29 protein-coding genes and 1 pseudogene are annotated in these 25,486 nt (G+C 70.7%); 19 read left to right on the top strand and 11 right to left on the bottom strand.

Going from position 1 to position 25,486, the window contains the following annotated elements; genetic code table 11:
- The first annotated feature begins 2 nt into the window (after positions 1 to 2).
- The 5 genes from hemG to AB0I41_RS16160 all read left to right on the top strand — a co-directional run bounded on the left by hemG (position 3) and on the right by AB0I41_RS16160 (position 6,491).
- Positions 3 to 1,412, top strand: coding sequence for a protoporphyrinogen oxidase (hemG, locus tag AB0I41_RS16180; RefSeq protein WP_357107471.1), 1,410 nt, complete (start codon positions 3 to 5; stop codon positions 1,410 to 1,412).
- The gene (hemQ, locus tag AB0I41_RS16175) at positions 1,409 to 2,110 is read left to right on the top strand and encodes a hydrogen peroxide-dependent heme synthase (protein ID WP_357107468.1); all 702 of its coding nucleotides are present in this window, start codon (positions 1,409 to 1,411) and stop codon (positions 2,108 to 2,110) included. The genes hemG and hemQ overlap by 4 nt, the downstream gene beginning before the upstream one ends.
- An 88-nt stretch (positions 2,111 to 2,198) precedes the next feature.
- Positions 2,199 to 2,525, top strand: a complete 327-nt coding sequence (locus AB0I41_RS16170; RefSeq protein ID WP_357107467.1) for a CU044_2847 family protein — start codon at positions 2,199 to 2,201, stop codon at positions 2,523 to 2,525.
- 22 nt (positions 2,526 to 2,547) lie between these two features.
- Positions 2,548 to 5,115, top strand: a complete 2,568-nt coding sequence (locus AB0I41_RS16165) for a trypsin-like peptidase domain-containing protein (RefSeq protein WP_357107464.1) — start codon at positions 2,548 to 2,550, stop codon at positions 5,113 to 5,115.
- Positions 5,112 to 6,491, top strand: coding sequence for an extracellular solute-binding protein (locus AB0I41_RS16160; RefSeq protein WP_357107462.1), 1,380 nt, complete (start codon positions 5,112 to 5,114; stop codon positions 6,489 to 6,491). The genes AB0I41_RS16165 and AB0I41_RS16160 overlap by 4 nt, the downstream gene beginning before the upstream one ends.
- Positions 6,492 to 6,533: 42 nt before the next feature.
- Here AB0I41_RS16160 and AB0I41_RS16155 read toward each other — a convergent pair whose 3' ends face one another.
- Both AB0I41_RS16155 and AB0I41_RS16150 read right to left on the bottom strand, forming a co-directional pair.
- Positions 6,534 to 7,055, bottom strand: coding sequence for a GNAT family N-acetyltransferase (locus tag AB0I41_RS16155; RefSeq protein ID WP_357107459.1), 522 nt, complete (start codon positions 7,053 to 7,055; stop codon positions 6,534 to 6,536).
- A 69-nt stretch (positions 7,056 to 7,124) separates the two neighbouring features.
- Positions 7,125 to 7,382: a Prokaryotic metallothionein gene (locus tag AB0I41_RS16150; protein ID WP_357107456.1), complete on the bottom strand. Its 258-nt coding sequence runs from the start codon at positions 7,380 to 7,382 to the stop codon at positions 7,125 to 7,127.
- A gap of 159 nt (positions 7,383 to 7,541) precedes the next feature.
- Here AB0I41_RS16150 and AB0I41_RS16145 point away from each other — a divergent pair, with 159 nt between their 5' ends.
- The 3 genes from AB0I41_RS16145 (at position 7,542) to AB0I41_RS16135 (ending at position 9,331) form a co-directional block, all read left to right on the top strand.
- Entirely contained in the window at positions 7,542 to 7,817 is a 276-nt protein-coding gene (locus AB0I41_RS16145; RefSeq protein ID WP_357107454.1) for an isoamylase early set domain-containing protein, read from the top strand.
- Between the two features lie 126 nt (positions 7,818 to 7,943).
- On the top strand, positions 7,944 to 8,690 hold the full coding sequence (locus AB0I41_RS16140) for a lytic polysaccharide monooxygenase (RefSeq protein ID WP_357107452.1): 747 nt from the start codon (positions 7,944 to 7,946) through the stop codon (positions 8,688 to 8,690).
- Between the two features lie 68 nt (positions 8,691 to 8,758).
- Positions 8,759 to 9,331 carry a DUF305 domain-containing protein gene (locus AB0I41_RS16135; RefSeq protein WP_357107449.1) on the top strand — a complete coding sequence of 191 codons (573 nt, stop codon included), beginning with the start codon at positions 8,759 to 8,761 and terminating at the stop codon, positions 9,329 to 9,331.
- A 36-nt stretch (positions 9,332 to 9,367) separates the two neighbouring features.
- Here AB0I41_RS16135 and msrB read toward each other — a convergent pair whose 3' ends face one another.
- A complete protein-coding gene (gene msrB, locus AB0I41_RS16130) occupies positions 9,368 to 9,781 on the bottom strand; it encodes a peptide-methionine (R)-S-oxide reductase MsrB (RefSeq protein ID WP_357107446.1) in 414 nt (137 codons plus the stop codon).
- Positions 9,782 to 9,828: 47 nt separating this feature from the next.
- Here msrB and ligD point away from each other — a divergent pair, with 47 nt between their 5' ends.
- Both ligD and AB0I41_RS16120 read left to right on the top strand, forming a co-directional pair.
- A complete protein-coding gene (ligD, locus tag AB0I41_RS16125; RefSeq protein ID WP_357107442.1) occupies positions 9,829 to 10,857 on the top strand; it encodes a non-homologous end-joining DNA ligase in 1,029 nt (342 codons plus the stop codon).
- Between the two features lie 303 nt (positions 10,858 to 11,160).
- The gene (locus AB0I41_RS16120; protein WP_357107440.1) at positions 11,161 to 11,706 is read left to right on the top strand and encodes a GrpB family protein; all 546 of its coding nucleotides are present in this window, start codon (positions 11,161 to 11,163) and stop codon (positions 11,704 to 11,706) included.
- 130 nt (positions 11,707 to 11,836) lie between these two features.
- Here AB0I41_RS16120 and AB0I41_RS16115 read toward each other — a convergent pair whose 3' ends face one another.
- The 5 genes from AB0I41_RS16115 to AB0I41_RS16095 all read right to left on the bottom strand — a co-directional run bounded on the left by AB0I41_RS16115 (position 11,837) and on the right by AB0I41_RS16095 (position 16,141).
- Complete coding sequence (locus tag AB0I41_RS16115; RefSeq protein WP_357107437.1) at positions 11,837 to 12,556, bottom strand: hypothetical protein; 720 nt, start codon at positions 12,554 to 12,556, stop codon at positions 11,837 to 11,839.
- Positions 12,557 to 12,748: 192 nt separating this feature from the next.
- A complete protein-coding gene (locus AB0I41_RS16110) occupies positions 12,749 to 13,357 on the bottom strand; it encodes a hypothetical protein (RefSeq protein WP_357107434.1) in 609 nt (202 codons plus the stop codon).
- A gap of 101 nt (positions 13,358 to 13,458) precedes the next feature.
- Positions 13,459 to 14,121: a hypothetical protein gene (locus AB0I41_RS16105; RefSeq protein WP_357107431.1), complete on the bottom strand. Its 663-nt coding sequence runs from the start codon at positions 14,119 to 14,121 to the stop codon at positions 13,459 to 13,461.
- A gap of 269 nt (positions 14,122 to 14,390) precedes the next feature.
- Positions 14,391 to 14,879: a hypothetical protein gene (locus AB0I41_RS16100; RefSeq protein WP_357107428.1), complete on the bottom strand. Its 489-nt coding sequence runs from the start codon at positions 14,877 to 14,879 to the stop codon at positions 14,391 to 14,393.
- A gap of 347 nt (positions 14,880 to 15,226) precedes the next feature.
- Positions 15,227 to 16,141 carry an aminoglycoside phosphotransferase family protein gene (locus AB0I41_RS16095; protein ID WP_357107425.1) on the bottom strand — a complete coding sequence of 305 codons (915 nt, stop codon included), beginning with the start codon at positions 16,139 to 16,141 and terminating at the stop codon, positions 15,227 to 15,229.
- Between the two features lie 455 nt (positions 16,142 to 16,596).
- Here AB0I41_RS16095 and AB0I41_RS16090 point away from each other — a divergent pair, with 455 nt between their 5' ends.
- The 8 genes from AB0I41_RS16090 to AB0I41_RS16055 all read left to right on the top strand — a co-directional run bounded on the left by AB0I41_RS16090 (position 16,597) and on the right by AB0I41_RS16055 (position 22,180).
- The gene (locus AB0I41_RS16090; protein ID WP_357107422.1) at positions 16,597 to 17,187 is read left to right on the top strand and encodes a carboxymuconolactone decarboxylase family protein; all 591 of its coding nucleotides are present in this window, start codon (positions 16,597 to 16,599) and stop codon (positions 17,185 to 17,187) included.
- On the top strand, positions 17,184 to 18,062 hold the full coding sequence (locus tag AB0I41_RS16085; RefSeq protein WP_357107420.1) for an RNA polymerase sigma-70 factor: 879 nt from the start codon (positions 17,184 to 17,186) through the stop codon (positions 18,060 to 18,062). The genes AB0I41_RS16090 and AB0I41_RS16085 overlap by 4 nt, the downstream gene beginning before the upstream one ends.
- 150 nt (positions 18,063 to 18,212) lie before the next feature.
- Complete coding sequence (locus AB0I41_RS16080; RefSeq protein ID WP_357107417.1) at positions 18,213 to 19,067, top strand: tyrosine-type recombinase/integrase; 855 nt, start codon at positions 18,213 to 18,215, stop codon at positions 19,065 to 19,067.
- 244 nt (positions 19,068 to 19,311) lie between these two features.
- Positions 19,312 to 20,022 carry a DinB family protein gene (locus tag AB0I41_RS16075; protein ID WP_357107414.1) on the top strand — a complete coding sequence of 237 codons (711 nt, stop codon included), beginning with the start codon at positions 19,312 to 19,314 and terminating at the stop codon, positions 20,020 to 20,022.
- Positions 20,023 to 20,205: 183 nt separating this feature from the next.
- On the top strand, positions 20,206 to 20,514 hold the full coding sequence (locus tag AB0I41_RS16070) for a hypothetical protein (RefSeq protein ID WP_357107412.1): 309 nt from the start codon (positions 20,206 to 20,208) through the stop codon (positions 20,512 to 20,514).
- A 73-nt stretch (positions 20,515 to 20,587) separates the two neighbouring features.
- Entirely contained in the window at positions 20,588 to 21,421 is an 834-nt protein-coding gene (locus AB0I41_RS16065; protein WP_357107410.1) for a DUF1062 domain-containing protein, read from the top strand.
- Positions 21,319 to 22,023, top strand: coding sequence for a PhzF family phenazine biosynthesis protein (locus AB0I41_RS16060; RefSeq protein WP_357107408.1), 705 nt, complete (start codon positions 21,319 to 21,321; stop codon positions 22,021 to 22,023). Before AB0I41_RS16065 ends, AB0I41_RS16060 begins: the two co-directional genes overlap by 103 nt.
- Before the next feature lie 22 nt (positions 22,024 to 22,045).
- The gene (locus AB0I41_RS16055; protein WP_357107404.1) at positions 22,046 to 22,180 is read left to right on the top strand and encodes a hypothetical protein; all 135 of its coding nucleotides are present in this window, start codon (positions 22,046 to 22,048) and stop codon (positions 22,178 to 22,180) included.
- 146 nt (positions 22,181 to 22,326) lie between these two features.
- Here the strand turns inward: AB0I41_RS16055 and AB0I41_RS16050 are convergent, their stop codons facing one another.
- Positions 22,327 to 23,163 (bottom strand): LLM class flavin-dependent oxidoreductase, encoded by an 837-nt coding sequence (locus AB0I41_RS16050; protein ID WP_357107401.1) that lies wholly within the window; start codon positions 23,161 to 23,163, stop codon positions 22,327 to 22,329.
- 149 nt (positions 23,164 to 23,312) lie between these two features.
- Here AB0I41_RS16050 and AB0I41_RS16045 point away from each other — a divergent pair.
- A pseudogene (locus tag AB0I41_RS16045) lies at positions 23,313 to 23,681 on the top strand (SUKH-3 domain-containing protein); the annotation flags it as partial.
- 11 nt (positions 23,682 to 23,692) lie between these two features.
- Here the strand turns inward: AB0I41_RS16045 and AB0I41_RS16040 are convergent.
- Together AB0I41_RS16040 and AB0I41_RS16035 are read right to left on the bottom strand one after the other, a co-directional pair.
- Positions 23,693 to 24,877: a permease prefix domain 1-containing protein gene (locus AB0I41_RS16040; protein ID WP_357107398.1), complete on the bottom strand. Its 1,185-nt coding sequence runs from the start codon at positions 24,875 to 24,877 to the stop codon at positions 23,693 to 23,695.
- Entirely contained in the window at positions 24,874 to 25,239 is a 366-nt protein-coding gene (locus AB0I41_RS16035; RefSeq protein WP_357107396.1) for a PadR family transcriptional regulator, read from the bottom strand. The genes AB0I41_RS16040 and AB0I41_RS16035 overlap by 4 nt, the downstream gene beginning before the upstream one ends.
- Positions 25,240 to 25,486 lie beyond the last annotated feature (247 nt).

Genomic DNA, 25,486 nt, shown 5'->3' with positions numbered 1-25,486 from the left:
TCGTGCGGCGGCCGTGGCGGGTGGCGGTGGTCGGTGGCGGGATCACCGGGCTGGCCGCCGCCGTCCGGTTGCGCGACCGCGCCCCGGCCGGCACCGAGATCACCGTGTACGAGCAGTCCGGCGCGCTCGGCGGCAAGCTGCGCACCGGTGAGCTCGCCGGACAGCCCGTGGAGTTCGGCGCCGAGTCGTTCCTGATGCGCGACCCGGCCGGCGGGGAGTCCGGGGCGGTGTCCCTGGTCCGCCGGCTCGGGCTGGCCGAGAAGATCGTCCACCCCACCGTCGGGCAGGCCGCGCTCGCCGTCGACGGCGGGCTGCGCCCGGTGCCGGGCGGCACGCTGGTGGGCGTACCCGGGGACCTGGAGCGGGTGGCGACGGTCGCCCGGCCGGCGGCGGACGCCGACCGCGACGGCGGCCGGCCGCTGCTCGGGCCGGACGAGGACGTCTCCGTCGGGGCGCTGGTCCGGGCCCGCCTCGGCGACCAGGTGGTGGACCGGCTGGTCGATCCGATGCTCGGCGGCGTCTACGCCGGCCGGGCCGACGACCTGTCGCTGGTCACCACCATGCCGGCGCTGGCCCGCGCGGCCCGGGTCGAGCACACCCTCGCCGGGGCGGTCCGCGCCGCCCAGGCCGCCGCGCCGCGCGCTCCCGGCGCGCCGGTCTTCGGCACCCTGGCCGGCGGGCTCTCCACGCTGGTCGAGGCCGCGGCGGCGGCCAGCGGCGCGACCGTCCGGCGCGACGCCGCGGTACGCGAGCTGACGCCCACCGGGCAGGGCTGGCGGCTGACCGTCGGCCCGACCCGCGACCCCGAGCTGGTCGAGGTGGACGCGGTGGTGCTCGCCGTGCCGGCCCGGCCGGCCGCCCGGCTGCTCGCCGACGTCACGCCCGAGGTGGCCACGGCGATCGGCCGGCTCGACTACGCCAGCGTCGCCCTGGTCACCCTGGCCCTGGCGCGGCCGGAGCTGCCGGCGCTCTCCGGCTTCCTGGTGCCGGCCACCGAGGGGCTGCTGATCAAGGCGGCCACGTTCTTCACCACCAAGTGGGGGCACCTGGCCCGGCCGGACGGGATGGCCCTGGTCCGCGCCTCCGTCGGCCGGTACGGCGACGAGACGTCCCTGCACCTGGCGGACCCCGACCTGGTGGCCACCGTGCACCGGGAGCTGTCCGGCGTGCTCGGGGTGGCGCTGCCCGCGCCGCTCGCCAGCCACGTGCAGCGCTGGGGCGGGGCGCTGCCGCAATACACCCCGGGCCACTCCGACCGGGTCGCCACCGCCCGGACGGCGCTGCGCGCCGCCCACCCGACGCTGGTCCTGGCCGGCGCGGGACTCGACGGGGTGGGCATCCCGGTCTGCGTCCGCTCCGGCGAGACGGCGGCCGGAGAGATCATCGAAGCACTGGGAGGAACGGGTCAATGACCGAGCAGACCAACGCGGCCCGGCTCAAGGAGCTCAACGCCAGCATCCGCTACACGATGTGGTCGGTGTTCCGGGCCAGCAGCCCGCTGCCGGCGCTGCGGGAGAACGTCGTCGACGAGGTCGAGGCGCTCTTCGAGGAGCTGGCCGGCAAGGACGTCACGATCCGTGGCGTCTACGACGTGGCCGGCCTGCGCGCCGACGCCGACGTGATGATCTGGTGGCACTCCTCCTCCAGCGACGCGCTGCAGGACGCCTACCTGCGGTTCCGCCGGACCACGCTGGGCCGGGCGCTCACCCCGGTCTGGTCGCAGCTGGCCCTGCACCGGCCGGCGGAGTTCAACAAGAGCCACATCCCGGCGTTCCTCGCTGACGAGGAGGCCCGCCCCTACCTCTGCGTCTACCCGTTCGTCCGCTCGTACGAGTGGTACCTGCTGCCGGACGCCGAACGGCGCGAGATGCTCGCCGAGCACGGCCGGATGGCGCGCGGCTACCCGGACGTGCGGGCCAACACGGTCGCCTCGTTCGCCCTCGGCGACTACGAGTGGATGCTCGCCTTCGAGGCTGACGAGCTGCACCGGCTCGTCGACCTGATGCGCGACCTGCGCGGCTCCGGCGCCCGCCGGCACGTCCGGGAGGAGATCCCGTTCTACACCGGCCGGCGCCGCTCGGTCGCCGAGATCGTCAACTGCCTGGTGTAGCGGGCTCGCCGGGATTGCAGCCCCCCGGTAACGTGGCAGATTCATCACGGTAACTTTCGGTGCCGTCGGCGATCTGTCTGGAGGCCAGGTGGCGCAGCTCGTCGAGTTCCCGCTGGACGGCGGTGGCTCGATCCGGGTCGAGGTCGGCGACGAGGAGGGCGTGGTCCCGGTCGGCCGGGCCGGCGACGTGGTCGCGCGGGCGCACCAGACGCTGGAGTCCGCGCTGGCCCAGCTGCGGCCGGTGACCGACGCCGTCCTGCGCAGCCTGCGCGACGCCGCCGCGCCGCCGGACCGGGTCTGCGTGGAGTTCGGCGTGAAGCTGGCGGCCAAGGGTGGGGTCGTCGTGGCCAGCGGCACTTCGGAAGCCAACCTCAAGGTGCAGCTGGAATGGAACCGGGCCGACCCGGCCGCGTGAGCCGGCGCCGGACGACCGCGTGATGCTCGGCGCGACGGGGCGTCCACCGCAGCGGCCGCCGGGTCCGGTGCCCGGCGAGGCGACGCCGGCGGTGGCGGCCGTGCACGACCGTGCCGGCAATGTCGTCGGCGCGGCCTTCCTGATCGACTCCACCCGCCTGCTGACCTGCGCCCACGTCGTGCAGGCGGCGCTCGGCCCGGAGCCGGCGGTGGCCGGGCCGACCGACGCCGTCCTGGTGTCGGTGACCTTCCCCCTCGTGACGCCGGGGCGCCACCTCACCGCGCTGGTCCTGCCGCAACACTGGCAGCCGGGCCGGCCGGACGGGTCGGGCGACATCGCCGTCCTCCAACTGGTCGCGCCGGCGCCGGACGCGGCCCGACCGGTCCGGCTGGCCCGCCCCGGCCAGGCCGGCACCCGCGACCGGATCTGCCGGGTCTTCGGCTTCCCCCGAGCCCTGCCCGAGGGCCGCTGGTTCGAGGGGTGGGTGGTCGGGCCGATCGGTGGTGGCTGGATCCAGCTGGCCAACCGGAGCGACTCCGGCTACCAGATCGAGCCGGGTTTCTCCGGCGCGCCGGTGTGGGACAGCCGGCTGCGCTGCGTGATCGGCATGGTCGTCGCGGTCGACCAGGTGGTCCGACCGCAGCCGGCCCGCCCGGCCGCCTTCATGATCCCGATCCGCCGGCTGCCGGTCCCCGACCAGTTCGGCCGGCCCCGGGTGCTGCCGCGCTGGCGACAGCCGTTCAGCCGGTGGCGGACCGGTCCCGCTCCGGGCGCCGCCCGCTGGTCGCGGCGGGTCCGGGCCCGGGTGGCGGCGTTCCTGGTGGCGCTGCTGGCGGTCGGCCTCGCTGCGGTGCCCGAGCCGCTGGACGGCTGTGCCGGGCCGGTCGAGCTGCGGGTCGCCGCCGCCCCGGACGACCTGGTCACCTACCAGGCGGTGGCCGCCGCGTACGAGTCGTGGACCGCGGCCCGCGCCGGGGGCTGCCGGACGACGAACGTCTTCGTCTACCCCGCCGCGCCCCGCGAGGTGGCGCAGGGGCTCCAGCTCGGCTGGGCGGCGACCGACGGGGACCCGGGGACGCCGGGCTGGTACCCGGCCGACGTCGGCCCGCGCCCGGACGTCTGGTTCCCGGGCGCCGAACCGCCGGCCCAGCAGGTGCTGAACCTGACGACGGTCCGGGACTACCTGACGGTCGCCCGCTCGCCGCTGGTGCTGGCGGTGCCGCGCGCCCTCGTCGACCCCGGGCGCGACGACGCGGACCGGCAGCGTTCCCTCTCCTGGCCCGAGCTGTTCGCCAAGGCCAGCCGGGGCCGGGAGGAGGCGCCGACGGCCACCGCCTCGGGCCGGCGGGTGACGGGCACCGGGTGGCAGGTGGTCCGCCCCGACCCGGCGGTGTCCCCGGAGGCCCGGATGGTCGACGTGGCGTTGTACGACGGCGCTCCCGACCTGGCGTGGATCCGCCAGCAGGTCGAGCAGCGACTGGAGGCGGCCCAGGACGGGCGCGGCTTCCCGCTGGGCAGCCTCGCCGCAGTGCTGTGCCGGCAGCGGCAGCTCGCCGCCGACCCGGCCGGCCCGGCGCCACCGGCGGTGATCACCACCGAACAGGCGCTGGTCCAGTTCAACCTCGGCGAGCGGCTCGGCGACGGCTGCGTCGAGTACGGTCGGCCGCCGCCCGGCGGGGCGCTGGTGGCGTTCTATCCCGCTCTGACCCCCGGGGTGGACCACCGCATGGTCCTGCTCGGCTGGCCCGATTCCGTGCAGAGCGTCGTCGCCCGGTCGGCCGCGGACGACCTCCGCCGATGGTTGACCGGGCCGGGGCGGGACGAGCTGCTGGCCCGGGGCTTCCGGGTGCCCGGCCGGGACGGGGCCGGCCCGGCCCTGACCGAGGAGAACGGCGTGCTGCCCGGCTGGCTGCTGGACAACCCGCAGTGGGAGCTCGTCGACGGCTCCGACGTGCTCGCCCTGAACACGGCCGACCAGCGGTACCGGGAGGCCCGCCGGCCGGCCCGGGTGCTGCTGGCGCTGGACACGTCCGGCTCGATGCTGGCGGAGGCGGGCCGGGGCACCCGGTTCGACGTGGCCGTGGACGGCGTCGCCGCCTCGCTGCGCCAACTCGGCGGCCGGGACGAGGTCGGGGTATGGGCGTTCTCCACGGACCACCGGGGGGCCGAGGGGCGGATCCGGGACGTGGGGCGGGCCGACCGGGCGCGGGACGAGGCTCTGCTCGCGCGCCTGCGGCGGACCGTGCCGGCGGGGGACACACCGCTTTACCGGACGATCGACGCCGCGACCCGCGAGGTGCGCCGGCTGGGCGGCGGCCGGGACGAGTACCTGCGGGCCGTCGTGGTCCTCACCGACGGGCGGGACACCGCCAGCGGCGGGCTGGTGCCCCGGGTCGAGGGCGACCCCCCGGTACGCCTCTACGTGATCGCCGTCGGCGAGGCGAGCTGCGACGACCGGGTGCGGACCCGCACCCTGCGGCAGACCGCGCGGGCCAGCGGCGGGCAGTGCGTGCAGGCGCAGGCCAGCACCGTGGACCGGGCCCTCACCGGGCTGTTCCGTCAACTCTGGGAGAAGGGAGCCGGCCAGTGACCGACCGGAGACCGGGCGGCGCGCCCGGGACCGTCCGTCGGCGGCGCCGGGTGCCGGCGTCGTTCCTGTTCGGGGTGGCCGTCGGCACGGCGGTCGGTGTCGTCGCCACGCTCGGCTGGTACGTCGCCACCCGGGAGGAATCGCTGGAACGCGGGGAGCTGGTGATCCTCAGCGGCAAGGACACCAGCTCCGGCGGGCAACGGGAGGAGCTGGTCAAGCTCTGGAACGTGCTCCACCCGCAGAGCCCGGCGCGGATCCGGGAGGCGCCGGTCACCACCGACCAGCAGCACAGCGACATGGTGGGCATCGCCCAGGCGCAGGCGGCGGGCGCCGGGGAGGACCCGGACGACGAGGTCGACGTCTACAACCTCGACGTCACCTTCACCGCGGAGTTCGCCGCCGCCGGCTACCTGCGGCCGATCGACGAGGCGCGGCTGGCCCCCGGGCACCTCGGCGCGTTCGTTCCCGAGGTGCTCGACAGCTGCCGCTACCGGGGTTCGCTCTGGGCGTTGCCGTTCAACACCGACGCGGGCCTGCTCTTCTACCGTTCCGACCTGCTGGGCGGCGGGCAGGCGGCCGGGCCGGGCGGGGCGCCCCGCTTCGACTGGGACGCCATCATCGACCGGAGCGCGGCGCTCGCCGGTGCGAGCGGGGCGGCGCAGCGGCCCGTCGCCGGGTACGTGGGACAGTTCGGCCCGTACGAGGGGCTGACCGTCAACGGGATGGAACTGGTCTGGGCCGGTGGCGTCGACCGGCTCGTCGACGAGACCGAGAACCGGGTGATCTTCCAGCGGGACCGCTGGGAGCGCCGGCTGCGCGACGTCGCCGCGGCCCGGCGTACCGGCCTGCTGGTGGGCGACGCCTTCACCGTCCCCGGCGACGAGGGCCGCAGCCTGCGGGACTTCCAGGAGGGGCGGGCACTGTTCATGCGCAACTGGCCGGTCAACTACCGGGCGCTGGCCGCCACCGATGCCGCACCGGGGCCCCGGGTGCCCTTCGAGGTGACCCGGCTGCCCGGCCCGTCGGCGCTGGGCGGCCAGAATCTCGCCATCGCCGAGCAGAGCCGGCAGCCGCGCGCCGCCCAGGCGCTGATCGAGTTCCTGACCAGGCAGGAGGCCCAGCGCACGCTGTTCACGGAGGGCGGCTTCGCCCCGACCCGGACGGACGTCTACGCCGACGCGGCGCTGCGGCAGCGGTTCCCGTACCTCGCGCTGCTCGGCGAGGCGCTCCGGGAGGCCCGGGTGCGGCCCCGGGTGCCGCGCTACTTCCAGTTCAGCCGGGTCTTCCGGGAGGGCGTCCAGACCGCCCTGGAGGGCGACGGCACGCTGCCGGAGGACTTCGAGGCCCGGCTGAACCGGGCGCTGCGGGGTGGTTGACGTCGGCCGGAGCCGCGCACCGCGTGGCCCCGGCCGACCGGGTCAGACCGGTCGCGGTGCAGGTCGGGGTGGGTGCGGGGTTGCCCCCTGTCCGTCAATGTGTTCCGGGCGGGCGGGCCCGCGTTCCCGGCGCATCGGGGTGTGCGGGATGCCGTCCTCGACGTAGTCCGGGCCGCTGACCGTGAAGCCGTGCCGGGCGTAGAAGTCGACCAGGTAGGACTGCGCCTCCAGCACGCATGGCCCGCCGCCGACCAGCCGCAGCGCCTCGGTCATCAGCCGGCCCGCGTGCCCGCCGCCACGCGCCGCCGGCGCCACCACGACCCGGCCGATCCGCGCCACGCCGTCCGGGTCGGCCAGAATCCGCAGGTACGCCAGGACCGCGCCGTCGTGCTCCAGCCAGAGATGCCGGGTGCCGGGCTCGACGTCCCGGCCGTCCAGCTCCGGGTACGGGCAGTGCTGCTCGACCACGAACACGTCGATGCGCAGCCGGAGCAGGTCGTGGAAGGTGCGGGCGTCCAGGTCGGCGAAGGCGGCGACCCGGACGTGGGCGGTCTGCGACGGCATCCCGCGATGGTAGGCCGCGCGGCGGGGCGTACCGCCGGGAACCCGGCGTGGTGCGGACCGGGCGCGCGGTCAGGCCGGGCGGGCGCCGACGGCGTCGCGGATCTCGGCACCCTCGGTCTCCTCGGCGCGGGCGCAGTGCGCGCAGCAGAAGAACCGGCCGCCGACCTCCACCCCGTGGCCGAGGATCTTGACGTCGCAGTGCTCGCAGATCGGCGCGAGCTTGTGCGCGGCGCATTCGAAGCAGTCGAAGGTGTGCGTGTCACCGCTGACCGTGCGCACCTCGAACGCCATCCAGTAGTCGTTGCCGCAGACCTCACAGGTAGCCACGATCGAAAACCCCCCGAATTAGGACATCTGACACCAGGGTGCGGCAGGGCGTGGCCCTCCGGGGATGAAATGCCGCGAGTCGATCCGGTCGGGCGGCGTTTCGCCCCCGGCGTGTCGCGCGTTGGGCCTGGTGAACCGCCGCTACCCCCGGAGGATCACGTGATCAAGCGCAACAGGCTCTTCGGCAATCAGACCCGGGTCACCTTCTGCCTGCCCCGGGACACCCCGCCCGGCCCGGTCAGCGTCGTCGGCTGCTTCAACGGCTGGGAGCCCGGCCGGCACGAGCTGGTCGCCCGCCGCGACGGCACCCGTACGGTGACCGTCAAGCTCGGCCCGGGGGAGCACCGCTTCCGGTACCTGGCCGCCGGGGGCGTCTGGTTGGACGACGACTCCGCCGACCGGGTCGACGAGAAGGGCAGCCTGCTGCTGCTCTGACCCCCGCACGGAGCGCAAGACGCTCATGACTGTCGATGAAACTATTGACAGGAATCTTTACTGTTAACAAAGTTTAAATTATGTTGATGGCACCTTCAGTAGGCCCGAAGCCGAGGAGTTGTCATCATGGGTCGAAGAGTCACCGTCCCGATCGTGGCGGCGGGTGCCGTCGTGTCCTCGCTCGCCGTCGCCGCCCCCGCCCAGGCCCACGGCTACGTCTCCGCGCCGCCCAGCCGTCAGGCGCTCTGCGCGCAGAACCGGGTGCCCGACTGTGGGCAGATCAAGTACGAGCCGCAGAGCGTGGAGGGTCCGAAGGGGCTGCGCACCTGCCACGCCAACCTCGCCCAGTTCGCCGTCCTGAACGACGACAGCCGGGGTTGGCCGGCCACTTCGGTCGCCAGTTCGGTGACGTTCACCTGGGTCAACACCGCCCGACACGCCACCAGCAACTGGGAGTACTTCATCGGGAGCACCCGGGTGGGCGTCTTCGACGGGGGCGGCCGGCAGCCCGACTCCACCGTGTCGCACACCGTGAACCTCGGCGGGTTCTCCGGCCGGCAGAAGATCCTCGCCGTGTGGAACATCGCGGACACCGCCAACGCCTTCTACTCCTGCGTGGACGTGCAGATCGGTGGCGGCGGCGATCCGACGCCCAGTCCGACGCCGAGCCCGACCCCCACCACCTCGCCCACCCCGACGCCGACGGCTACCACCAGCCCGCCCGCCCCCAGCGGCAGCTGGACCGCCGGTCACGCCTACCAGGTTGGTGACCAGGTCACCTACAACGGGCTGACCTACCGCTGCCGGCAGGCCCACACCGCACTCCCGGGCTGGGAACCGCCGAACGTGCCGGCGCTGTGGTCGCAGGTCTGACCGGACGGGCGCGGCCCGTGCCGGTGCGGGCCGCATCCGCCCGCCGGCGAGGCCCGGGCAGGGGCGGCGTGGCGCGGGCGTCGGCCCTCGTCGCGCTCGCCGCCCTGCTGCTCGCCGCCGGCTGCGCCGACGCCACGCCGTCGGCGCCCCAGGTGCCCCGCCCCGCGACCGCGGCCCCGGCGGACACCGCGATCGGCACTCTCGACGTGCTGTACCTGACGATGATGGTGGCCCACATCGAGCAGACGATGGAGATCGTCCGGCTGGGGCGCGACCGGGTGACCGACGGCGAGCTGCGCACCCTGGTCGCCGCCATCGAGGTGACCGAGGCCGACGAACTGGCCACCATGCGTGCCTGGCTGCGCGACGCCGGTCCGACCGGGACCGCCCAGCGGCATGACCACACCGGGCACGGCACCGGGCCCGCGGACCTCGCCCGCCTACGGAACGCCCCGGCCGGCCAGGTGGACGCCGTGCTGCGCCAGGTGCTCGGCACCCACCAGCAGGCGGCCGCCGACCTGGCCCGGGCACACCTGGAGACCGCGACCAGCCCGCGGGTACGGGAGCTCGCCAGGCGGATCGAGCAGTCGCGTACCGCCGAGGTGCGGCTCCTGGCGGCGCCGGCGGTCAGCGGGCGGTAGACGACGACGCGCCGCCGGCCGGCGGCACCCGGCGGGTCAGGCGTCGGCGCGCGGCTCCAGCCGGATCGACACCGAGTTGACGCAGTGCCGGGTGTCCTTCGGGGTGAAGTGCTCGCCGTGGAAGACGTGCCCCAGGTGGCTGTCGCAGCGCGCGCAGCGGATCTCCGTACGGGTCATGCCGAGGCTGCGGTCCTCGATCTCCTTGACCCGGCCCGGGATGGCGTCGTCGAAGCTCGGCCAGCCGCAGTGCGAGTCGAACTTGGTGTCGCTGGAGAAGAGCTCCAGGCCGCAGGCCCGGCAGTGGTAGACGCCGGGGGTCTTGGTGTCGACGTACTCGCCCGTCCAGGGGCGCTCGGTGCCGGCCTCGCGCAGCACCCGGAACTCCTCGGGGGTCAGCCGGACCCGCCACTCGTCCTCGGTGCGGGGCAGCTCGTTCTCGTCAAGACTCACCCGTCAACGGTACGTCGGATGTCGGGGGCGTCGCATATGGTCGCGGGATGGGCGGCTCCTCGAAGGCGACGGTGACCGAGATCGAGATCGCCGGGCACACCGTCCGGCTGACCAGCCCCGACCGGGTCATCTTCCCGGGGCGCGGCTTCACCAAGGCGGACGTCTTCCACTACTACCTGGCCGTGGGCGACGGGATCATGCGCGCCCTGCGGGACCGCCCCACCACGCTCCAGCGCTTTCCCGAGGGCGTCGAGGGGGAGATGTTCTTCCAGAAGCGGGTGCCCACCAGGGGCGTCCCGCCGTGGGTGCGTACAGCGAAGATCAGCTTCCCCAGCGGGCGCAGCGCCGACGAGCTCTGCCCGGCCGACCTCGCCCACGTCGCCTGGGCCGCCCAGATGGGCACCATCGTCTTCCACCCCTGGCCGGTGCGGGCCACCGACGTCGACCGGCCCGACGAGCTGCGCGTCGACCTCGACCCGCAGCCCGGCACCGACTTCGCCGACGCGGCGACTGCGGCCGGCGAGCTGCGCGGGCTCCTGGCCGAGCTGGGCGCCACCGGCTGGCCGAAGACCTCCGGCGGCCGGGGCGTGCACGTCTACCTGCGCATCGAGCCGCGCTGGACGTTCACCGAGGTGCGTCGGGCCACCATCGCGCTGGCCCGCGAGCTGGAGCGCCGCCGCCCCGAGCTGGTCACCACCGCCTGGTGGAAGGAGGAGCGGGGCCGGCGGGTGTTCGTCGACTTCAACCAGATGGCCCGGGACCGCACGATCGCCTGCGCGTACTCGCTGCGCGCCAACGGCCGGGCCACCGTCTCCACCCCGGTCACCTGGGACGAGCTGCCCGACGTGGACCCGGACGACTTCGACCTGCGCAGCGTGCCCGCCCGGCTCGCCGAGCGGGGCGACCCGCACGCCGGCATCGACGACACCCCGTACGACATCACCCCGCTGCTGGAGTGGGCCGAGCGGGACGCGGCCGCCGGGCAGGGCGACATGCCGTACCCGCCGGACCACCCGAAGATGCCCGGCGAGCCGAAGCGGGTGCAGCCCTCCAAGGACCGCGACCGTCTCCGCTGACCCCGGTTGTCCACGTCAGCCTGGCTGGCGGGCTGTCCAGGCGAGGAATCTCTCGAACAGGTCCACCGGGGACGGGGCGGGATTCGGATTGAGCTCGATCAGATCGGCGGTGGCGTCGAACAAGAGGCCGGTCGACGGACTGAGAGAGGGCGCCGAGCCCCGGAGCCAGCTGGCGCGGCGGACACCGCGACGCTTCGGTCAGCGTTGCCCGGCCATCGCCTCCACCGCCTCCTTGGCGGTTCTCAGGTCCGCGCCGGTCGCCGCCCGGTACGCCTTGATCGCCTTGAGCAACTGGCTGCCGGCTTGGTCGGCGAGCCGCCAAGGACGTGGCAGTCCATTGTCATCGAGGACTACGACCCGGCTTGGGTGGACCGGTTCGCTGCTGCCAGCTCGTTGCTCAAGGAGGTTCTGGGCGGCCTGATCGTCGATGTTGAAAACGTGGGGTCCACATCGGTGCCGGGCCTGGCAGCCAAGCCCATCATCGACATCGATCTGCTGATTGAGGACACGACGGACGAGTCCCGGTACGTCCCAGCCCTGGAAAGTCTCGGATGCCGACTTGTTCTTCGAGAGCCGTGGTGGCACGGGCATCGGATGCTCGTCAGCCCTGCGGAGGACGTCAACCTCCACGTTCGGCCGCAGGCTGCGCCTGAACCCGTGCGGCACAGGCTCTTCCGCGACTGGCTGCGCTCGCATCCAGAAGACCGGGAGCGGTACGCCACGACCAAGCGGCGCCTCGCGCGAGACACCGCGCATCAACCTGGCGACTACAGCCTGGCGAAGAACGACGTCATCGATGACATCTATGCGCGCATCTTCGCCGCAACCGCCAAGGAGGGTCGGGGCTGACCCAAGCCATAGCGACGCGAGCCAGTCGGCCTCGGAGGCAGGCGTCCGCTCACCGTGCTGTGGGCGCATCTGCCTGGAACTGGGCTTCGGCCTGTACCGCTACGGCTCGCTATCGACTCGGCGGTCCCGGTCACAAGTCGGCGACGGTCAGCCAGTCGGCGGAGCGCGGCCGGTAGCCGTACCGGTTCATCAACCCCAGCACGATGGCGGGCATGTGGGCGGCGCCGTAGACGACAGCGACCTCGATGTCCTCCCCGCTGCGCTCCTCGTGCAGACGGCAGAGCACGGCCAGCAGCCGCTCGTCGCGCTCGCCGTGGAAGGCGGCCTCCAGTTTCGGCGACCAGTCAGCGAGGTCCTCCTCTTCCGGCGAGGGCAGGTCGTTCTGCTCCATCGAACGCGACCAGATCATGCGGGTGCCGCCGAACAGCCGAGCCACCACGACGACTGGCAGCACGCACCACATCACCAACCGGTGCGCCAGCGGCACTCGCCGCCAACCGGCCGCGAACTCCTCCGAGCTGACGTCGGGGTGCACCACCGGAACGCCGAGCGCCGAGTAGTCGATGTCCTGCTTCACCAGCTTTGCCCGTCGATTGAACCGAAGCACCGTGTAGCTGAGCGTCAGCGCGCTGACCAGCACCGAGCGCTTCCGCTGGCCGCCGCCCACGCCCTCGGCCACGACGACGTTCGCCCGCTTGAGCCGGGTGGTCACTGCCGCATAGAACGCGGGCTTCGCCATGTGGATCATTGGATACAGCACGAACTGGAGCGCTGTTCCACGACGCCGCAGCCGGATAACCGCCGACCGGACCCCGAGATCGGTCACCTCGATGATCTGCACGCCGTCCATCCCTCGCGCATCTGGGCTGTGGCCGTCATCGTGACAGCGTTTGTCCAGAGCAGACGGCCTCACGTAGGCCTCCGCACCCATTCGGCCGCGAGTCGACCATCCTCAACTGCCGCCGAGCGGGTGCCACGTTCCGTGACGAGGCGCGGTGGGGTCGGACGCCAGGTCGCGCCGAAGAGCGGATGCTCAGTGTCTCTACTGACAGCGTTCGAAACTCGCTGCGACAACCTCCGCAGCTTCGCGAGTCTGTGTCGAATGCGCCAAGAGCGCCTGAGCCGTGAAGACCAAGAACCGGTCCGAGTCGTACGGGATCATCCAATGCCCCTGCCACCACGGCTCTTCGTTGTGCTGATAGCCCAACTCGATCAATCTGGAGCCGTCGTCCGCCACGCGCTGATCCAGAACTGTCTGCCCGGCGGCGACAACGGCGTGCGGATCTGCCAGTCGTTCCTTCGATACCGGGCCTTGAGGGAAGATGGTCGCCTCGCCCGGCCCGTGCAGGTAGAACAGTGTGTCGTCGCCTTGGTCCTGCGGTGACTCGACGGTGAACTGAGTGGGCCAGCGCAGACGGAAGGCAGACGTCTCGACGAACCAGCAGGGATGGCTCGGCCCATCTGCAACGTCCACGACGTCTCCACCGTCGGTGAGTTGACGGGGCTGGATTACCACCTGTGCGGGACCGGAGGGAGTCCAGCGAGTGACCCGTACGGCGTCCGCGCCGGCCTGGTGTCGCTCGAACATGTACGGCCAGTGCGGTGTCAGCACTATTCCGTAGCCGGCCAGCCGGGCGAGGACATGTCCCACGGTGTCGCAGCGTAGCTGATCATCGCACGAGCCTTGCCCACCGAGATCAGGTGCACGCTTCTGCCGCTGGTCATGCGCGGCCGGGCGAAGCGGGGACGCGTTCATCGGCAGTATCCGGCGTGTAGTTCTGCGAAGGGGTAGCGCCGGTCGGGGTGGTGCCGGGTTCTGCCCACGACGATCTCGGCGCAGCAGTGCGTGTCGGGAGTCCGGGCACGATGCGCTGGACATTCCTCGGCCAGCCCGCGGACATCGTCTGCCTGTAGCTCGAACGCCTCCCGGCTGCCGGTCAGGATCAACGTGTCGGCGGCGACTTCCCACCGGAGATCGTCGCGAAACTCGCGGTACCAGGATCGTTGATGGTCGGCGACCGGCCGCTTCGGCCAAGCGCCGGCAGGCAAGGTGACCGTGTGCACCGCTCCGCGATCCAAGCGGGCGCGGACCTGCTTCCACCTCGACGGCGGCAACGCGAGACGGTGATGGAGCAACGCCAGGTCGAGTGGCCGCCCCCACCCGCATCCGGGCGTGGTAGCGGCACGTAGCGGCAGGTAGACGATGCTGTGCGGCGACCGACCGGCCAGACCCCACGCCATTGCGAACATCGTCGCCGTCTGCTTGTCGAGACATAACTGTGCGCCGAGGCGCCCTTCGTAGAGCCCTGCGAAACCGGGGACTCGGGCGGGGCGGACGACGCGGTACTGGTGGTTCCGGTACCCGACCGTGCTGACGCGTACCGGCCACCGGTACTCGGCCAGGCGGTAAACCACCTCAGCATCACCCCTCGGTCATCCGCCAGATCCTGCCTACGCGGGAGATCGTCACCGCTGTCACGGTCAGCGGCAACCGGCTCTCTGGCCTGCCCGCCGAGTTGATGCGCGCCGCCCGCAACACGCACATCTGCTGCCGAGCGAGCATGTCGGACAGATCTGGCTCCGTCACCCTCCGTAGGGATGCCCTGCGGTCGCCGGCTCGTGCCGAGGGGCCGTCATGCCGAATTGAGGATGTTCGCTCGTGTGCGGCTGCTGACCGCGCTGCTCTAGCCGGCCGAACGCGCCGTCGCGTCGGCACCGACCGTGATCCTCCCCTGTGGCCCGCCTGCGCCGCAGCCCGGCCCGTTGGGATAGGTCATTTTCGGAGTGAGCATCAGCGCCTGATCGACAACCCGGGCGCCTGCTGAATCGGTCAGGGTCACGGTTACCTCGACCGGGCTGGACGGTAGGTCGGCGAGGTCGACAAACCCGGCCTTCCCAGCCGTGGCCTCCGCGTGTGCCGAACAGGCGGCACCAGGTCCGGTCTGCGTGCAGCCATCGCTGACTGTCCGGGAACTTGCATACAGGGCGACTGTCCACGTTTGGCAGGATTCGTTCCAGCACACGGTCATCTCCGCCGTGTTCACCCGCTCCGCGACCGCCGGGTCGATGCCGATACTGACCCCACTCGGGCTACCGATTAACGTGCAGGGGCGTCCGCGTGACGTGGTGGCACATGCAGACAACGTGGTGATGGCCAGCGTTGCGATCAACATGGTTCTGAAGGTAGTCACCAGTCTGAGTCTGCCATTGGGCCTCGCCCTGGCTGGGCGCCTACTGCCATCGATCATCGTCGGGGCTGGGCAGCCATACGACAGGGCCGCTACGCTCTGGGTGATGACTGCCCATGACGAATGATGAGACGGCCGACGCGGCCCGCGACGAGCTCACCGCTGCTGGGCTCGGTCCGTCGATACACCACCGCCCACGATCAAGTGCACGCTTCTGCCGCCGACCGGTCGCTACGGACCGTAACCGGGGTGCCCGGTGCCCCAAGGTGCTGTCGTGCCGATGTGCGGATGGTTGATTACGCCGTCTGTCGGACGCAGTGACGATCGCCGGGTCAGCGGATTGTGGCGATGAGGCGTTGCAGGGCGGCGTGGGCGGGTGGGCCCCAGGTGGGCTTGCCGCCGGGGCGGCCGTGGACGCCGGCGTCGCCGATGAGGATGCCGCCGAGGGCGCGTGCCATCGCCCAGCCGCGGGCGCGGCGCATGGTGGCGGTGTCCGGGGTCGGCTGGTAGGCCGCGTAGAAGTGGTCGGTGGTGTCGTCCGGTAGCAGGATCCACACGGCGGCGAGGTCGTATGCCGGGTCGCCCGCGCAGAGGTCGCCGAAGTCGATCACGCCGCAGAAGGTGCCGTCGGCGGTGAGGACGTTGGCCGGGTGCAGGTCGGCGTGGAGCCATAGCGCCGGGCCCGTCCATTGAGGCGCGGTGACCGCGTCGTGCCAGACGGCGCGGACGGCGTCCGGGTCGTTGATCAGCCCTCGCTCGGTGGCGGAGGTGAGCCCTTTGGCGAACTGGTCGGCGCGGTCGACCAGTGGCCCGCCGCGGTCCCGGCCTGCGGGCGCGCTGCTGGGGGCGGGTTGGTGAAGAGCCGTCAGGAAAGTGGCCAAGGATTTGGCCGCGTCGAAGGCTCGGGTGACAGGGGTGCGGTCAGCGGGTGTGCCCGGAACCCAGGTGGTGATGAGCCAGGGCCGAGGGAACCGTGCGGAGGGCTCGCCGAATCGCTGCGGGACGGCGATTGGCAGCGGAAGGCGCGGGGCAAGCGTGGGCAGCCAGGAGTACTCCTTGCGCAGCAGCGCGTCCGCGGACCCGGTCGCCCAGGGAAGCCGGACGGCCAGGTCGTCACCGAGCCGCCACAGTTGGTTGTCCCATCCACGCGCACCTAACCGAACCGGGCGATCGGCGAGGTCGGGGTGCTGGTCGCGTACCAGATCCCGGACCAGCTCCGCGGTGATCTCGATCTCGACGTGGGTCATGCGGAGCAACAGTAGTTTCTGCAGCGCCGCCTGTTCACCCGGCAGCGGATCGCGCTCACACTGGTTCGTATCGCGCTTCGTCTGGTCCGCCGCCCGCTCATGCTTCAGACAGGGCGCGCTCCACCCGCGCATGCCGGACCCGCATCCGCTCACTGGGCAGACTCTTCCTGTCGGCGGTCTCGTCGGGCACCGTGTCTGGTGCCGGCAATATCGGATCGTCGGCGCACCTGGCCCCCACCGGGCCACCGCCTCGTCCGCTCGACCGTCGTGAGAGGTGCGGCATGAGTTCCGCGGGGCCCGGTGGTCCCAGGACACGTATAACTGTCGACAGAGCTGAGCGCCGTCGAGCGCCGATCCGTTTCTCCCGCTCGATGTCACATCCGAGGCCCGGCCGGTGTCTCCATGGCGTGACGACCTACCAACCCGTCGGCACAGCCACCGACACAGGAGGAGACATGGAGCACACGACTCGCATCCCCCCGGCCGAGATCACCGGCGTCAAGGGAGCGCTGATCAAGCGGATGATCGAGAAAAAACTGGGCAAGGTGCCGACGGCGGTGGGCGTCTACTGGCACAACCCCAAGGTGCTGTTCGCCAGCTTCGGCCTCGGCGGCAAGCTGCAGAAGTGGGACGCCTGCGACGAGAACCTGAAGTCGTTCGCCCACATGGCGGTCGCGTCGCTAGTCGGCTGCACGTGGTGCCTGGACTTCAACTACTTCGAGACCCGCAACAAGGGGCTCGACGTGGAGAAGGCGCGCGAGATCCCGCGGTGGCGGGAGGCGGACGTCTTCACTCCGCTGGAGCGGGACGTCCTGGAGTACGCCGAGGCGATGAGCCAGACACCGCCGACCGTGACCGACGAGCTGGTGGACCGGCTGCACGCCGAGCTGGGACCTCCCGCCGTGGTCGAGCTCACCTCGGTGATCGCATTCGCGAACATGAGCACGCGTGGCAACGTGGCGCTCGGCATCGAGTCCGACGGCTTCGCCGCCGCGTGCGGCCTAAGGCCGCTGGCCGAGCGACCGGGAGTAGCGTCCGCGTCATGAGCGAGGACCCCTTCGTCGCCCACCGCAGCCTGCTGTTCACCGTCGCCTACGAGATGCTCGGCTCGGTCGCCGACGCCGAGGACGTGGTGCAGGAGACCTGGCTGCGGTGGGCAGCCTTGGTCGACGCCGAGCGCTGCGAGGTTCGGGACCCCCGGGCGTACCTCGTGCGGATCGTGACCCGGCTCTGCCTCAACCGGCTGCGCACGCTCGCGCGGCAGCGCGAGGAGTACGTGGGCGAGTGGCTGCCCGAGCCCCTGCTGACCAGCCCGGACGTCGCCGAGGACGTCGAGCTCGCGGAGAGCGTGTCGATCGCCATGCTGGCGGTACTCGAGACGCTGCTACCGACGGAGCGCGCGGTCTTCGTGCTTCGCGAGGTCTTCGACGTGCCGTACGACGAGATCGCCGAGGCGCTGGACAAGTCGCCGGCGGCGGTGCGCCAGATCGCGACGCGGGCCCGCAAGCACGTGGCGGCGCGCCGGCCGCGGATGTCGGTAAGCCGCACCGAGCAGGAGCAGGTGGTCGAGCGGTTCCTCGCCGCGCTGACCACCGGCGACGTGCCCGGACTGCTCAAGGTCCTGGCTCCCGACGTGCTCGTCGTGGGCGACGGCGGCGGCCTGGCCCCGACAATCCCGAAGCCGGTCCGCGGGGCCGAGAAGCTCGCCCCGGTGATGGCCCGCTTCGCCGAGGTCGCGCCCGGCGCCAGGGCTTTCATCGTCAACCTCAACGGCGGCATCGCGGCGCGCATCGACCCCGGCGGCGAGAACGACACGGCCGTGTCGTTCGTCATCGAGGACGGCCGGATCACCCAGATCTACGCGATCCGCAACCCGCACAAGCTCGAGCGGCTGGGCGAGGTGGTCGAGCTTCGACGGTGAGTCCAGGCTTACGCATGCTCGCATCTGCCGCAAGGAGGGCGCTGGCACTGACTGTGACTGATGACGCACCGTGAGGTATGACTATCTCTCCCGCTTTCCGGTCCCGGTCCCGGTGTCGTCTCTCCCGATCGCGTTGTTCTCCGCGCAGCGGTGTCTGCCTACCTCGGTCGGTACCGGGGTGACTCGCGGCTGCACACCGATTCCGACCTGCGCGTCTTCCTGACCTGGTGCACCGACCAGGATCTGGAGCCGCTGTCGGCAGTACGTGTGGACATCGAGCGGTACGTGCGCTGGCTCCAGGACGTACGTCGCTTCCAGCCCTCGACAGTCTCCCGCCGCCTGTCGGTGGCGATCGGGTTCTACCGCGTCTGCGTCATCGATGGCATCCTGCCGCACTCACCGGCCGACTATGTTCGCAGGCCGGTGGTTCCGCCCCCCGAATCACCTACCCTCGGGCTGGGTCACCTCCAGTTCGAGGCCCTGATCACCACCGCGCGGCGGTCGGCCAACCCGAACGACTTCGCCCTGATCGCCATGCTCGGACTCCTCGGGCTGCGGATCTTCGAAGCCTGCGGCGCCAACATCAACGATATCGGTGAGGAACACGGCCATCGCGTCCTACGCGTACGCGGCAAGGGCGGCAAAGTCGTCCTCATTCCGCTGCCGCCCGCGGTGGCCAGGGCTGTGGATCGGGCCGTCGACGGCCGCATCGACGGCCCAATCCTCCGCAACACCCTCGGGGCGCGGATGGACCGGCACGCGGCGACCCGCCGGCTCAAGCACCTGGCGGCCAGCGCCGGGATCCGGATGCCGAGGATGCACCCGCACATGCTGCGCCACACCTTCGTCACCACCATGCTCGACGCCGGCGTGAGCCTGCGCGACGTGCAGATCGCCGCTCGTCACGCCGGCCCCCGCACCACCATGCGCTACGACCGCGCCCGCAAGAACCTCGACCGCCACCCCAACTACATCCTCGCCGCCTACATGGCCTCCGGAACGTAGCGACCACAACAAGCGGATCTGCCGAATTGAGGACGTTCAGCGAGTGCCTGCTTATGGCACGCCCGCGTGCGCATCCGGACATCGACGATCGCTCGCGTGTACCTAGCCGAACGTTGACCTCGTCTCGTATGGTGCGAGGTCGCCGGCTCGGCGTGTTTCCGCTGGCAGCCTCCAGGCCCGGCTACAGCACCCTCTACCCGCGGTAACTGCGCGGTTGTCGGTACGCCGGTGGATACTGCCCGGCATGGCGAGCTTCAAGGACCAGGACCTGACTGATGCCGAGTTCCGCGAGTGTGACTTGACCCGCGCTCGTCTGATCGGGGTGGTAATGCAGGACGCTGTGATCGACGGGCTGGTCACCAATCTGGTGGTCAACGGAGTCGAGGTGACGTCGTACGTCGAAGCCGAGCTTGACCGCCGGTATCCGGTGCGGCTGCTGCTCCGCTCAGCCGATCCGGCGGACCTGCTGCAGGCTGTCCGGCAGCTGCGGGCCGGCTGGGCGGAGACGATCGAGCGGCTGCGAGCGATGCCCAGGGGTTCGGAGCAGCAGCGCGTCGGCGGCGAATGGTCGGCGGTAGAGACCCAGCGCCATCTGGTGTTCGTGCACGACTCGTGGTTCCGCCGCTGCTGTCTGGGATCGACCGGGCCGTTCACCGCGATCGGGCTGGCGTCCGAGTTCGTCCCTGACCAGGAGGAGCAGGGCCTGGACCGAGCGGCGGCCCCCAGTCTCGACGAGGTGCTGGCCGCGCGAGACGTGCAAGGCGCTGAGCTAGAGCGTTGGCTGTCGACGGTGACGGCCGATCAGCTCTCGGCGCCCGCGCCAGTGCCGGCAGGCCCGGGTTGGCCGCCGTATGCCAGGGGAAAGTCGGTGCTGGAGTGCGTTCAGGTGGTACTGGACGAGGAGTGGGCGCACCACGGTTTCTGCGTTCGTGACCTCGATCTACTCGGATCATGACCCTCGCCACGAGGTTGCGTGCGACTAGCAAGGATTCACTCTCATGCCGCGGACAGGTCATTGCAGTGCGGACGTCCGTCGGTCACCATGCTGCGCATGCCTCATCAGTCAGCTGAGCCGAGCACCTGCGCAGTCCGGATGCCCGCTCGGCAATGGCGGAGGGTCGAACGCGTCCTCGACAACGTGGTTAACGTCGAGGCCGAGAACGGTGACCCGCACGGTCTCGTAGAGGCCGGAGTCCAGATTCTTCGAGAAGGCTGGCGCCAATCCTCTGGTTGGACTCCTGAAACAACAGGCTCCACCGATCGGCCTCACGACGATCAAGAGGTGACAGTGTCGCTGAATGGTGCGCAATGGACATACGTGATCTCCTGCCTGGACCGGTGGGGCAACGTTGAACGCAGCTTGAGTGAGAACACGGCTACCGAACTGCTCCTGATTCGGGAACTCGTGATCAGCCAAGGGGAGGCTTGTCTGCCAGGACAGCTCTGAACTTGGCGTTTCCGACCGTGCATCACGGATGCACTCATCCGCCGCGATGCGAGCGCCGCCGTGACGACGACGGATGTGCGGGCTCGGGCTTTCGAGGCGGCTGCTCCTATCCTCTCTGTTCACCAATCCGCCGTGGCAGGTAGGCGGCGGTCGTCCCCGCGAGGCTGCCGAAGGACAGGGCGAAGGCCAGCGGGAGGAACAAGTCCCACGGGGGCGGCCGGAATACGGCAGACAGGGGCCGCGGGGGCGAACGACGCGTGGTCGATGCCCGGCTCGCCGACCCCGCCCCTCAGTGCTCGGCACCAAGACAAAAATGGGTGGCCTCGCCAGCCCGTCCCGCCCTACCTTGCAACTGGATCTTTCTTCTCCGACCCACTCACGAGAGGACTTCACCCCGCGTGACGCCGCCTGCTCTTTAGACCTGACACCTTCCCCGTGCATCGGTCGCCGACGCCGCCGTCGGCTCTTTTCCCATGCCTTCCGTCAGGTCTTCAGAGGGATCATGTCTACGCGTCCTCATATCGTTCCGTCCTGGACCCTTCGGCGCACGCACCTTCCCCTGCTCGCGTTCCGCTGCGTCCACTGCCATTCCGGCCTCGCCAGCACCGGCGACGGCAAGTTCCGCGTCAATGCCAACGGCAAACTCCTCGACATCCTGCTCCTGGTCGCCTGCGTTTCCTGCGACCGCACCAGCAAAATCACGGTTCACGATCGCGTCCCGGTCCGGTACCTGGATCCGATCCTTCTGGAGGGCTACTCCGGCAACTCCTCCCGCCGTGGGCCTGAGCTGGGGCGAGAGGCAAGGTGGCCTTGCCCCGGACTGCATCATGCGGCGGTACGCGCGCGGTCGCTCATGACCGGGCGCGAACGAAGATCAGGGCCGGCCCGATACCGGCGACGAAGGTGAACGGCCGGGTGCATACATCCGGACGTGCCGAAGGAGCGCACGGTGCCGGTGTCCGCTCAGCAAGCCTGCTGTGGTTAGCATCGCTTGTGACAGATCTTCATGTACTTCGTGTGTTCTGCGGTCCCGGCGGTAGGTACGGAAACCAGCTCGGCGTTGTTCTTGACGGCCATGCCGTGGCCACTGGGCAGGACCGCCAAGCCGTGGCCGCGCGGCTGGGCTTCAGCGAAACTGTCTTCGTCGATGATGCCGGCACAGGGGTCGTCGATATCTACACGCCGAGCGTGCGGCTGCCGTTTGCCGGGCATCCCCTGGTGGGCACGTCCTGGTTACTGGGTCGGCTCCGAGCCAGGCCGGAGCTCCTACACCCGCCGGCGGGCTCGGTGCCAACCTGGCAGGACGGCGAGTTCACCTGGATCAGGGGTCGCGCGCAGTGGGCGCCCGACAGGCGCATGCAGCAGTACGCCTCAGCCGAGGAGGTCGACTCGCTGCCGTGTCCGCCGCCAGGTGACGGGTGGCTGTACGCGTGGGCGTGGCAAGACCGGGCCGCCGGTAGGGTGCGTACCAGGGGATTCCCCGCCGGGGGACGCTATCGTCGAGGATGAAGCCACCGGAGCGTCCGCGATCGTGATCACCGCCGAGCTGCGCCGGGCGCTGGACATCATGCAGGGCAAGGGATCGCAGATCCTGACTCGACCAGGTCCGAACGACACCGTCGATGTCGGCGGCCGGGTCATCCTTAAGGAAACCCGCTCCCTCTAAATGAGCCACCCCCACAGCGCCCAAGCCAGGCCTGAAAATATCCGCACATGCCGCTGGTCGCGCGGTCATGCCGACGTGCGTGCACCCGGTTCAGCGGATAGGGCTGCCTCGGGGCGCCTTGCTCGCCAAGAATGCATTGACGAATATCATGGCACCAGAGCGCGGACCTGTTGTGCGGTGAACCGCGTGAAGCCCTCGATGTCGGGTTCGTCAGCGGTGGGTTGCAGGATCACGGCATCGGCTCCGGCGTCTCTGTAGCGGTTCACGACAGCGGCTATGTCGGCGGCGCCACCGACTGCTGTTGTATCTAACTTGTCGGACTCGCCCCAGAACTCCAGCTCACGGGCCATGCGCGTCTCGGCGTCGGGGCCGGTCGCCGCATGCACGTACACCGTGATGGCCTTGGCCATTGACCTGACGGCGGCCACCTCCTGCGGTGCCGTGCCGGCCGTCAGCAGGATCCCGTCGGCGACCTCGCATGCGAGAGCGCGCGTCTTGGGCCCGGTCGCACCGGCGTAGATTCGGGTCGTACCCGCCGGCGGGTAGTCCAGCTTGACCTTGTCGAGCCGAACGTAACGACCCGAGGTCGTGACCGTCTCGCCAGCCAGCAGCGCCTTCAACGCCTCGACGTGCTCGCGCAGCAGGGTCAGCGGCGAGCCGACCCGCGCGCCGACCTGGCCCATCCACTCTTGAACGCCGTGGCCGAGGGTGAGCAGCACCCGGTCAGGGAAGAGCCTGTGTAGCGTGGCGGCCTCCATGCCGAGCACCGCGACGTTGCGAAACGGCACCGGCAGCAGGCCGATGCCCACCGCCAGGCGGTCGGTCCAGGCCAGGGCCGCGGCCGCGGTGGCGATGCCGCTTTCGAGAAAGCAGTCCTCCCAGAGCCACAGCTGTTCGAGGCCAGCCTCGTCGGCGGCGCGCGCGACGGACCGGAGGCGTTCGGGCGGGTTCTGCGGGCGGAATACCACACCGAGAGTCGTCATGATGGCCGAGCCTAGACCGCGCGGAGCCGCCACGGCGCCCGCTGCCGGTGCCGGTGCCCGAGGTTGCCGTTGAATACCCCGCGCGTCGGCCTTTGTCGCGGATGTTGCAGCACTTGAACGCACGAATCTGCCGCTGACCGCGTGTCACGGTGCGTAGCTGTCGTGTGGTGGTGGTCGGCGTGCGCTCTTGTCGAAGTCCCGTACGTCTCAGGTCCGGCCCGCGCCTCCTGGACGTGTGGCCTAGATTCGCTGCCGTGGAGGCCTCAAGGAACTTCAACTGGAAGACCCGCCAAGTTTTGGAAGGGGCAGGTTGGAGTGCTGGCCGCGCTGTCGACACTGCGCGATGGGAGGCGGAACTCGCGGTGGACGGATTCCCGCCTCTGCACCCGATCGCTCGCCAGTTCCTTGCTGAGTACGGAGGCCTCAGCTTCCAGGACGGCGGGCCTGGTGTCACGCGCGCGCGTGAGCCGTTCACGCTCATACCGACCGCTTGCTTGGGTGAAGCCGACCGGTTCGTCGAGTGGGGCGATCACATAAGCCGTGACATCGCTCCGATCGGGGAACTGGCAAGCGGATCCAGCAGCACCAGCACGTCGATGGCCAACGCACTGACCACGAGCGCGAGCTGGAGTTTGTCGAACGGGCCCGGCGGGGCCAGCGGATCGCGGGCCGAGAGCGAGTAGAGCAGCAGCCCCAGCACCACGACCAGCAGGAGGTCGAACAGGATCAGCGCTTCGCGCTCGACGTCGATGCCGTGGCTGGTCCAGACGACGGCGACGAGGAAGGCGAGGAGGGCGGCCGTGAAGAGCGGGGTGAACAGCCGCGTGAGGACCGGCGCGATGTTCTCGACGACACTCTGCTTGGCCTCGACGAGCCACCCGGCCACGACGACCGCGGCCGTGGCGCCGCAGGGAAGGAGCCAATGCGAGATGAACTCCTCCGGGACGATCCCGATGGCCTTGAAGGTGTTGAACAGGAACGCGGAGAGTACGCCGCCGCCGAGGGCCATGAGTACCAAGTAGATGAACCACTCGCCGGTGAAGCGGATGAAGTCCATGCGTCGACGGAAGGAGCGCCAGTCGTCGGCGACATAGGCCAGACCGACCACGAGCCACAGGGCGATGGGAAGGTGGATGCTGGTGACGACCACGGACTGCGACTTGTCCGCCAGGGGGTAGGCGTTGGCCGCCACGGCGCCGAGAGCGAACAGCGCCACCAGTATCGCGATCACTGACCGTCGGGCTTTCCGGCGCCAGGCCAGGAACGCCGCCAGCCAGGGCAGCGCGAACAGGGTGAAATTCCGCGCGTAGAACGAGCCGTCGTCCTCAAAGTTCAGCCCGAACAGTGCTGGCACCTTGACGGACGCCACCGCGCCCGCCGCACAGCTGACCATGGCCCACAGGTCCCGCCGGGAGCGCGTGTCGGCGACTGGGCTGCCGGTGTCGGCGGTCAGCACCAGCTGCTTCCACAGCCGTTCCGAATGCTCCCGGGCGAACTCGCGCGAGAGTTCATCGAGGCTGCCCATCCGTTTGACCGCGACCAGGAACGCCTCATCCGGGCTCAGGCCAGCTGCGACGAGCTCGTCAACGGAGCCGCGGAGGTGGTCTTCGAGCTCGTCGGCGTCGAACGGTTGCAGCTCCCTGCGGCGGAGCACGTACTGGCGCCACTGCTCGAACTGCGCTTCCAACTCCTCCTGCCCGCCCTGTTCCGTCATGCGAGGCCCTCCAGCGGGTTAACCGTCAGCGGCACACGGTCATGCCAGATCTCCTTGAGCGCGTCCACGACGGTGTCCCACTGCCGGCGCTGCTCGGCCAGCTCAGCCAGGCCCTTGTCGGTGATGCGGTAGTACTTGCGCTTTCGCTCGCCGGTGACCGACCGCCAGCTCGACTCCACATAACCGAGGCGCTCAAGCCGGTGCAACAACGGGTACAGCAGCCCCTCGGTCCAGTCCAGCTCGCCCCCGGACAGCTCGTTGATCCGCCTGAGGATGGCGTAGCCGTAGCTCTCGCTCTCGGCCAGGATGCCGAGCACCATCGGCGTCGCCGAGGCGGCCACCAAATCCTTAGCGACCTTCACGAGACCTCACTCCGCTCCTACCCCTAGAAGTATGATGCATAGTACTGGTAGGTATTGCCTGGCGCAACGGCCGGTCACGTGGCCCTGCCAGCGGTATCCGCGATCCGCCGCCGCACGGGCGCACTGTTCTGCCGCCGACTGGGCGCGCGCTGGCTAGTGCCGTGACCACGAACGTTCACGGTGTTTGACACGCCGTCCGGCCTGTCGGCCGGGCGGCGCTGCGGCGGTCAGGCTGTGGCGGTGGCAG

Origin of the sequence: Micromonospora sp. NPDC050200 (genome assembly GCF_040656135.1) — a bacterium.
GTDB lineage: Bacteria > Actinomycetota > Actinomycetes > Mycobacteriales > Micromonosporaceae > Micromonospora.
This window is presented reverse-complemented; position numbering and strand designations above follow the sequence as displayed.

Coding starts and splice junctions, on each gene's coding strand:
- AB0I41_RS16165 (WP_357107464.1), top strand. CDS start 2,548: ATGCTCGGCGCGACGGGGCGTCCACCGCAGCGGCCGCCGGGTCCGGTG.
- AB0I41_RS16095 (WP_357107425.1), bottom strand. CDS start 16,141: ATGACCCACGTCGAGATCGAGATCACCGCGGAGCTGGTCCGGGATCTG.
- AB0I41_RS16085 (WP_357107420.1), top strand. CDS start 17,184: ATGAGCGAGGACCCCTTCGTCGCCCACCGCAGCCTGCTGTTCACCGTC.
- AB0I41_RS16090 (WP_357107422.1), top strand. CDS start 16,597: ATGGAGCACACGACTCGCATCCCCCCGGCCGAGATCACCGGCGTCAAG.
- hemQ (WP_357107468.1), top strand. CDS start 1,409: ATGACCGAGCAGACCAACGCGGCCCGGCTCAAGGAGCTCAACGCCAGC.
- AB0I41_RS16155 (WP_357107459.1), bottom strand. CDS start 7,055: ATGCCGTCGCAGACCGCCCACGTCCGGGTCGCCGCCTTCGCCGACCTG.
- AB0I41_RS16115 (WP_357107437.1), bottom strand. CDS start 12,556: ATGGACGGCGTGCAGATCATCGAGGTGACCGATCTCGGGGTCCGGTCG.
- AB0I41_RS16100 (WP_357107428.1), bottom strand. CDS start 14,879: ATGTTGATCGCAACGCTGGCCATCACCACGTTGTCTGCATGTGCCACC.
- AB0I41_RS16040 (WP_357107398.1), bottom strand. CDS start 24,877: ATGACGGAACAGGGCGGGCAGGAGGAGTTGGAAGCGCAGTTCGAGCAG.
- AB0I41_RS16140 (WP_357107452.1), top strand. CDS start 7,944: ATGGGTCGAAGAGTCACCGTCCCGATCGTGGCGGCGGGTGCCGTCGTG.
- ligD (WP_357107442.1), top strand. CDS start 9,829: ATGGGCGGCTCCTCGAAGGCGACGGTGACCGAGATCGAGATCGCCGGG.
- AB0I41_RS16075 (WP_357107414.1), top strand. CDS start 19,312: ATGGCGAGCTTCAAGGACCAGGACCTGACTGATGCCGAGTTCCGCGAG.
- AB0I41_RS16050 (WP_357107401.1), bottom strand. CDS start 23,163: ATGACGACTCTCGGTGTGGTATTCCGCCCGCAGAACCCGCCCGAACGC.
- AB0I41_RS16065 (WP_357107410.1), top strand. CDS start 20,588: ATGTGCGGGCTCGGGCTTTCGAGGCGGCTGCTCCTATCCTCTCTGTTC.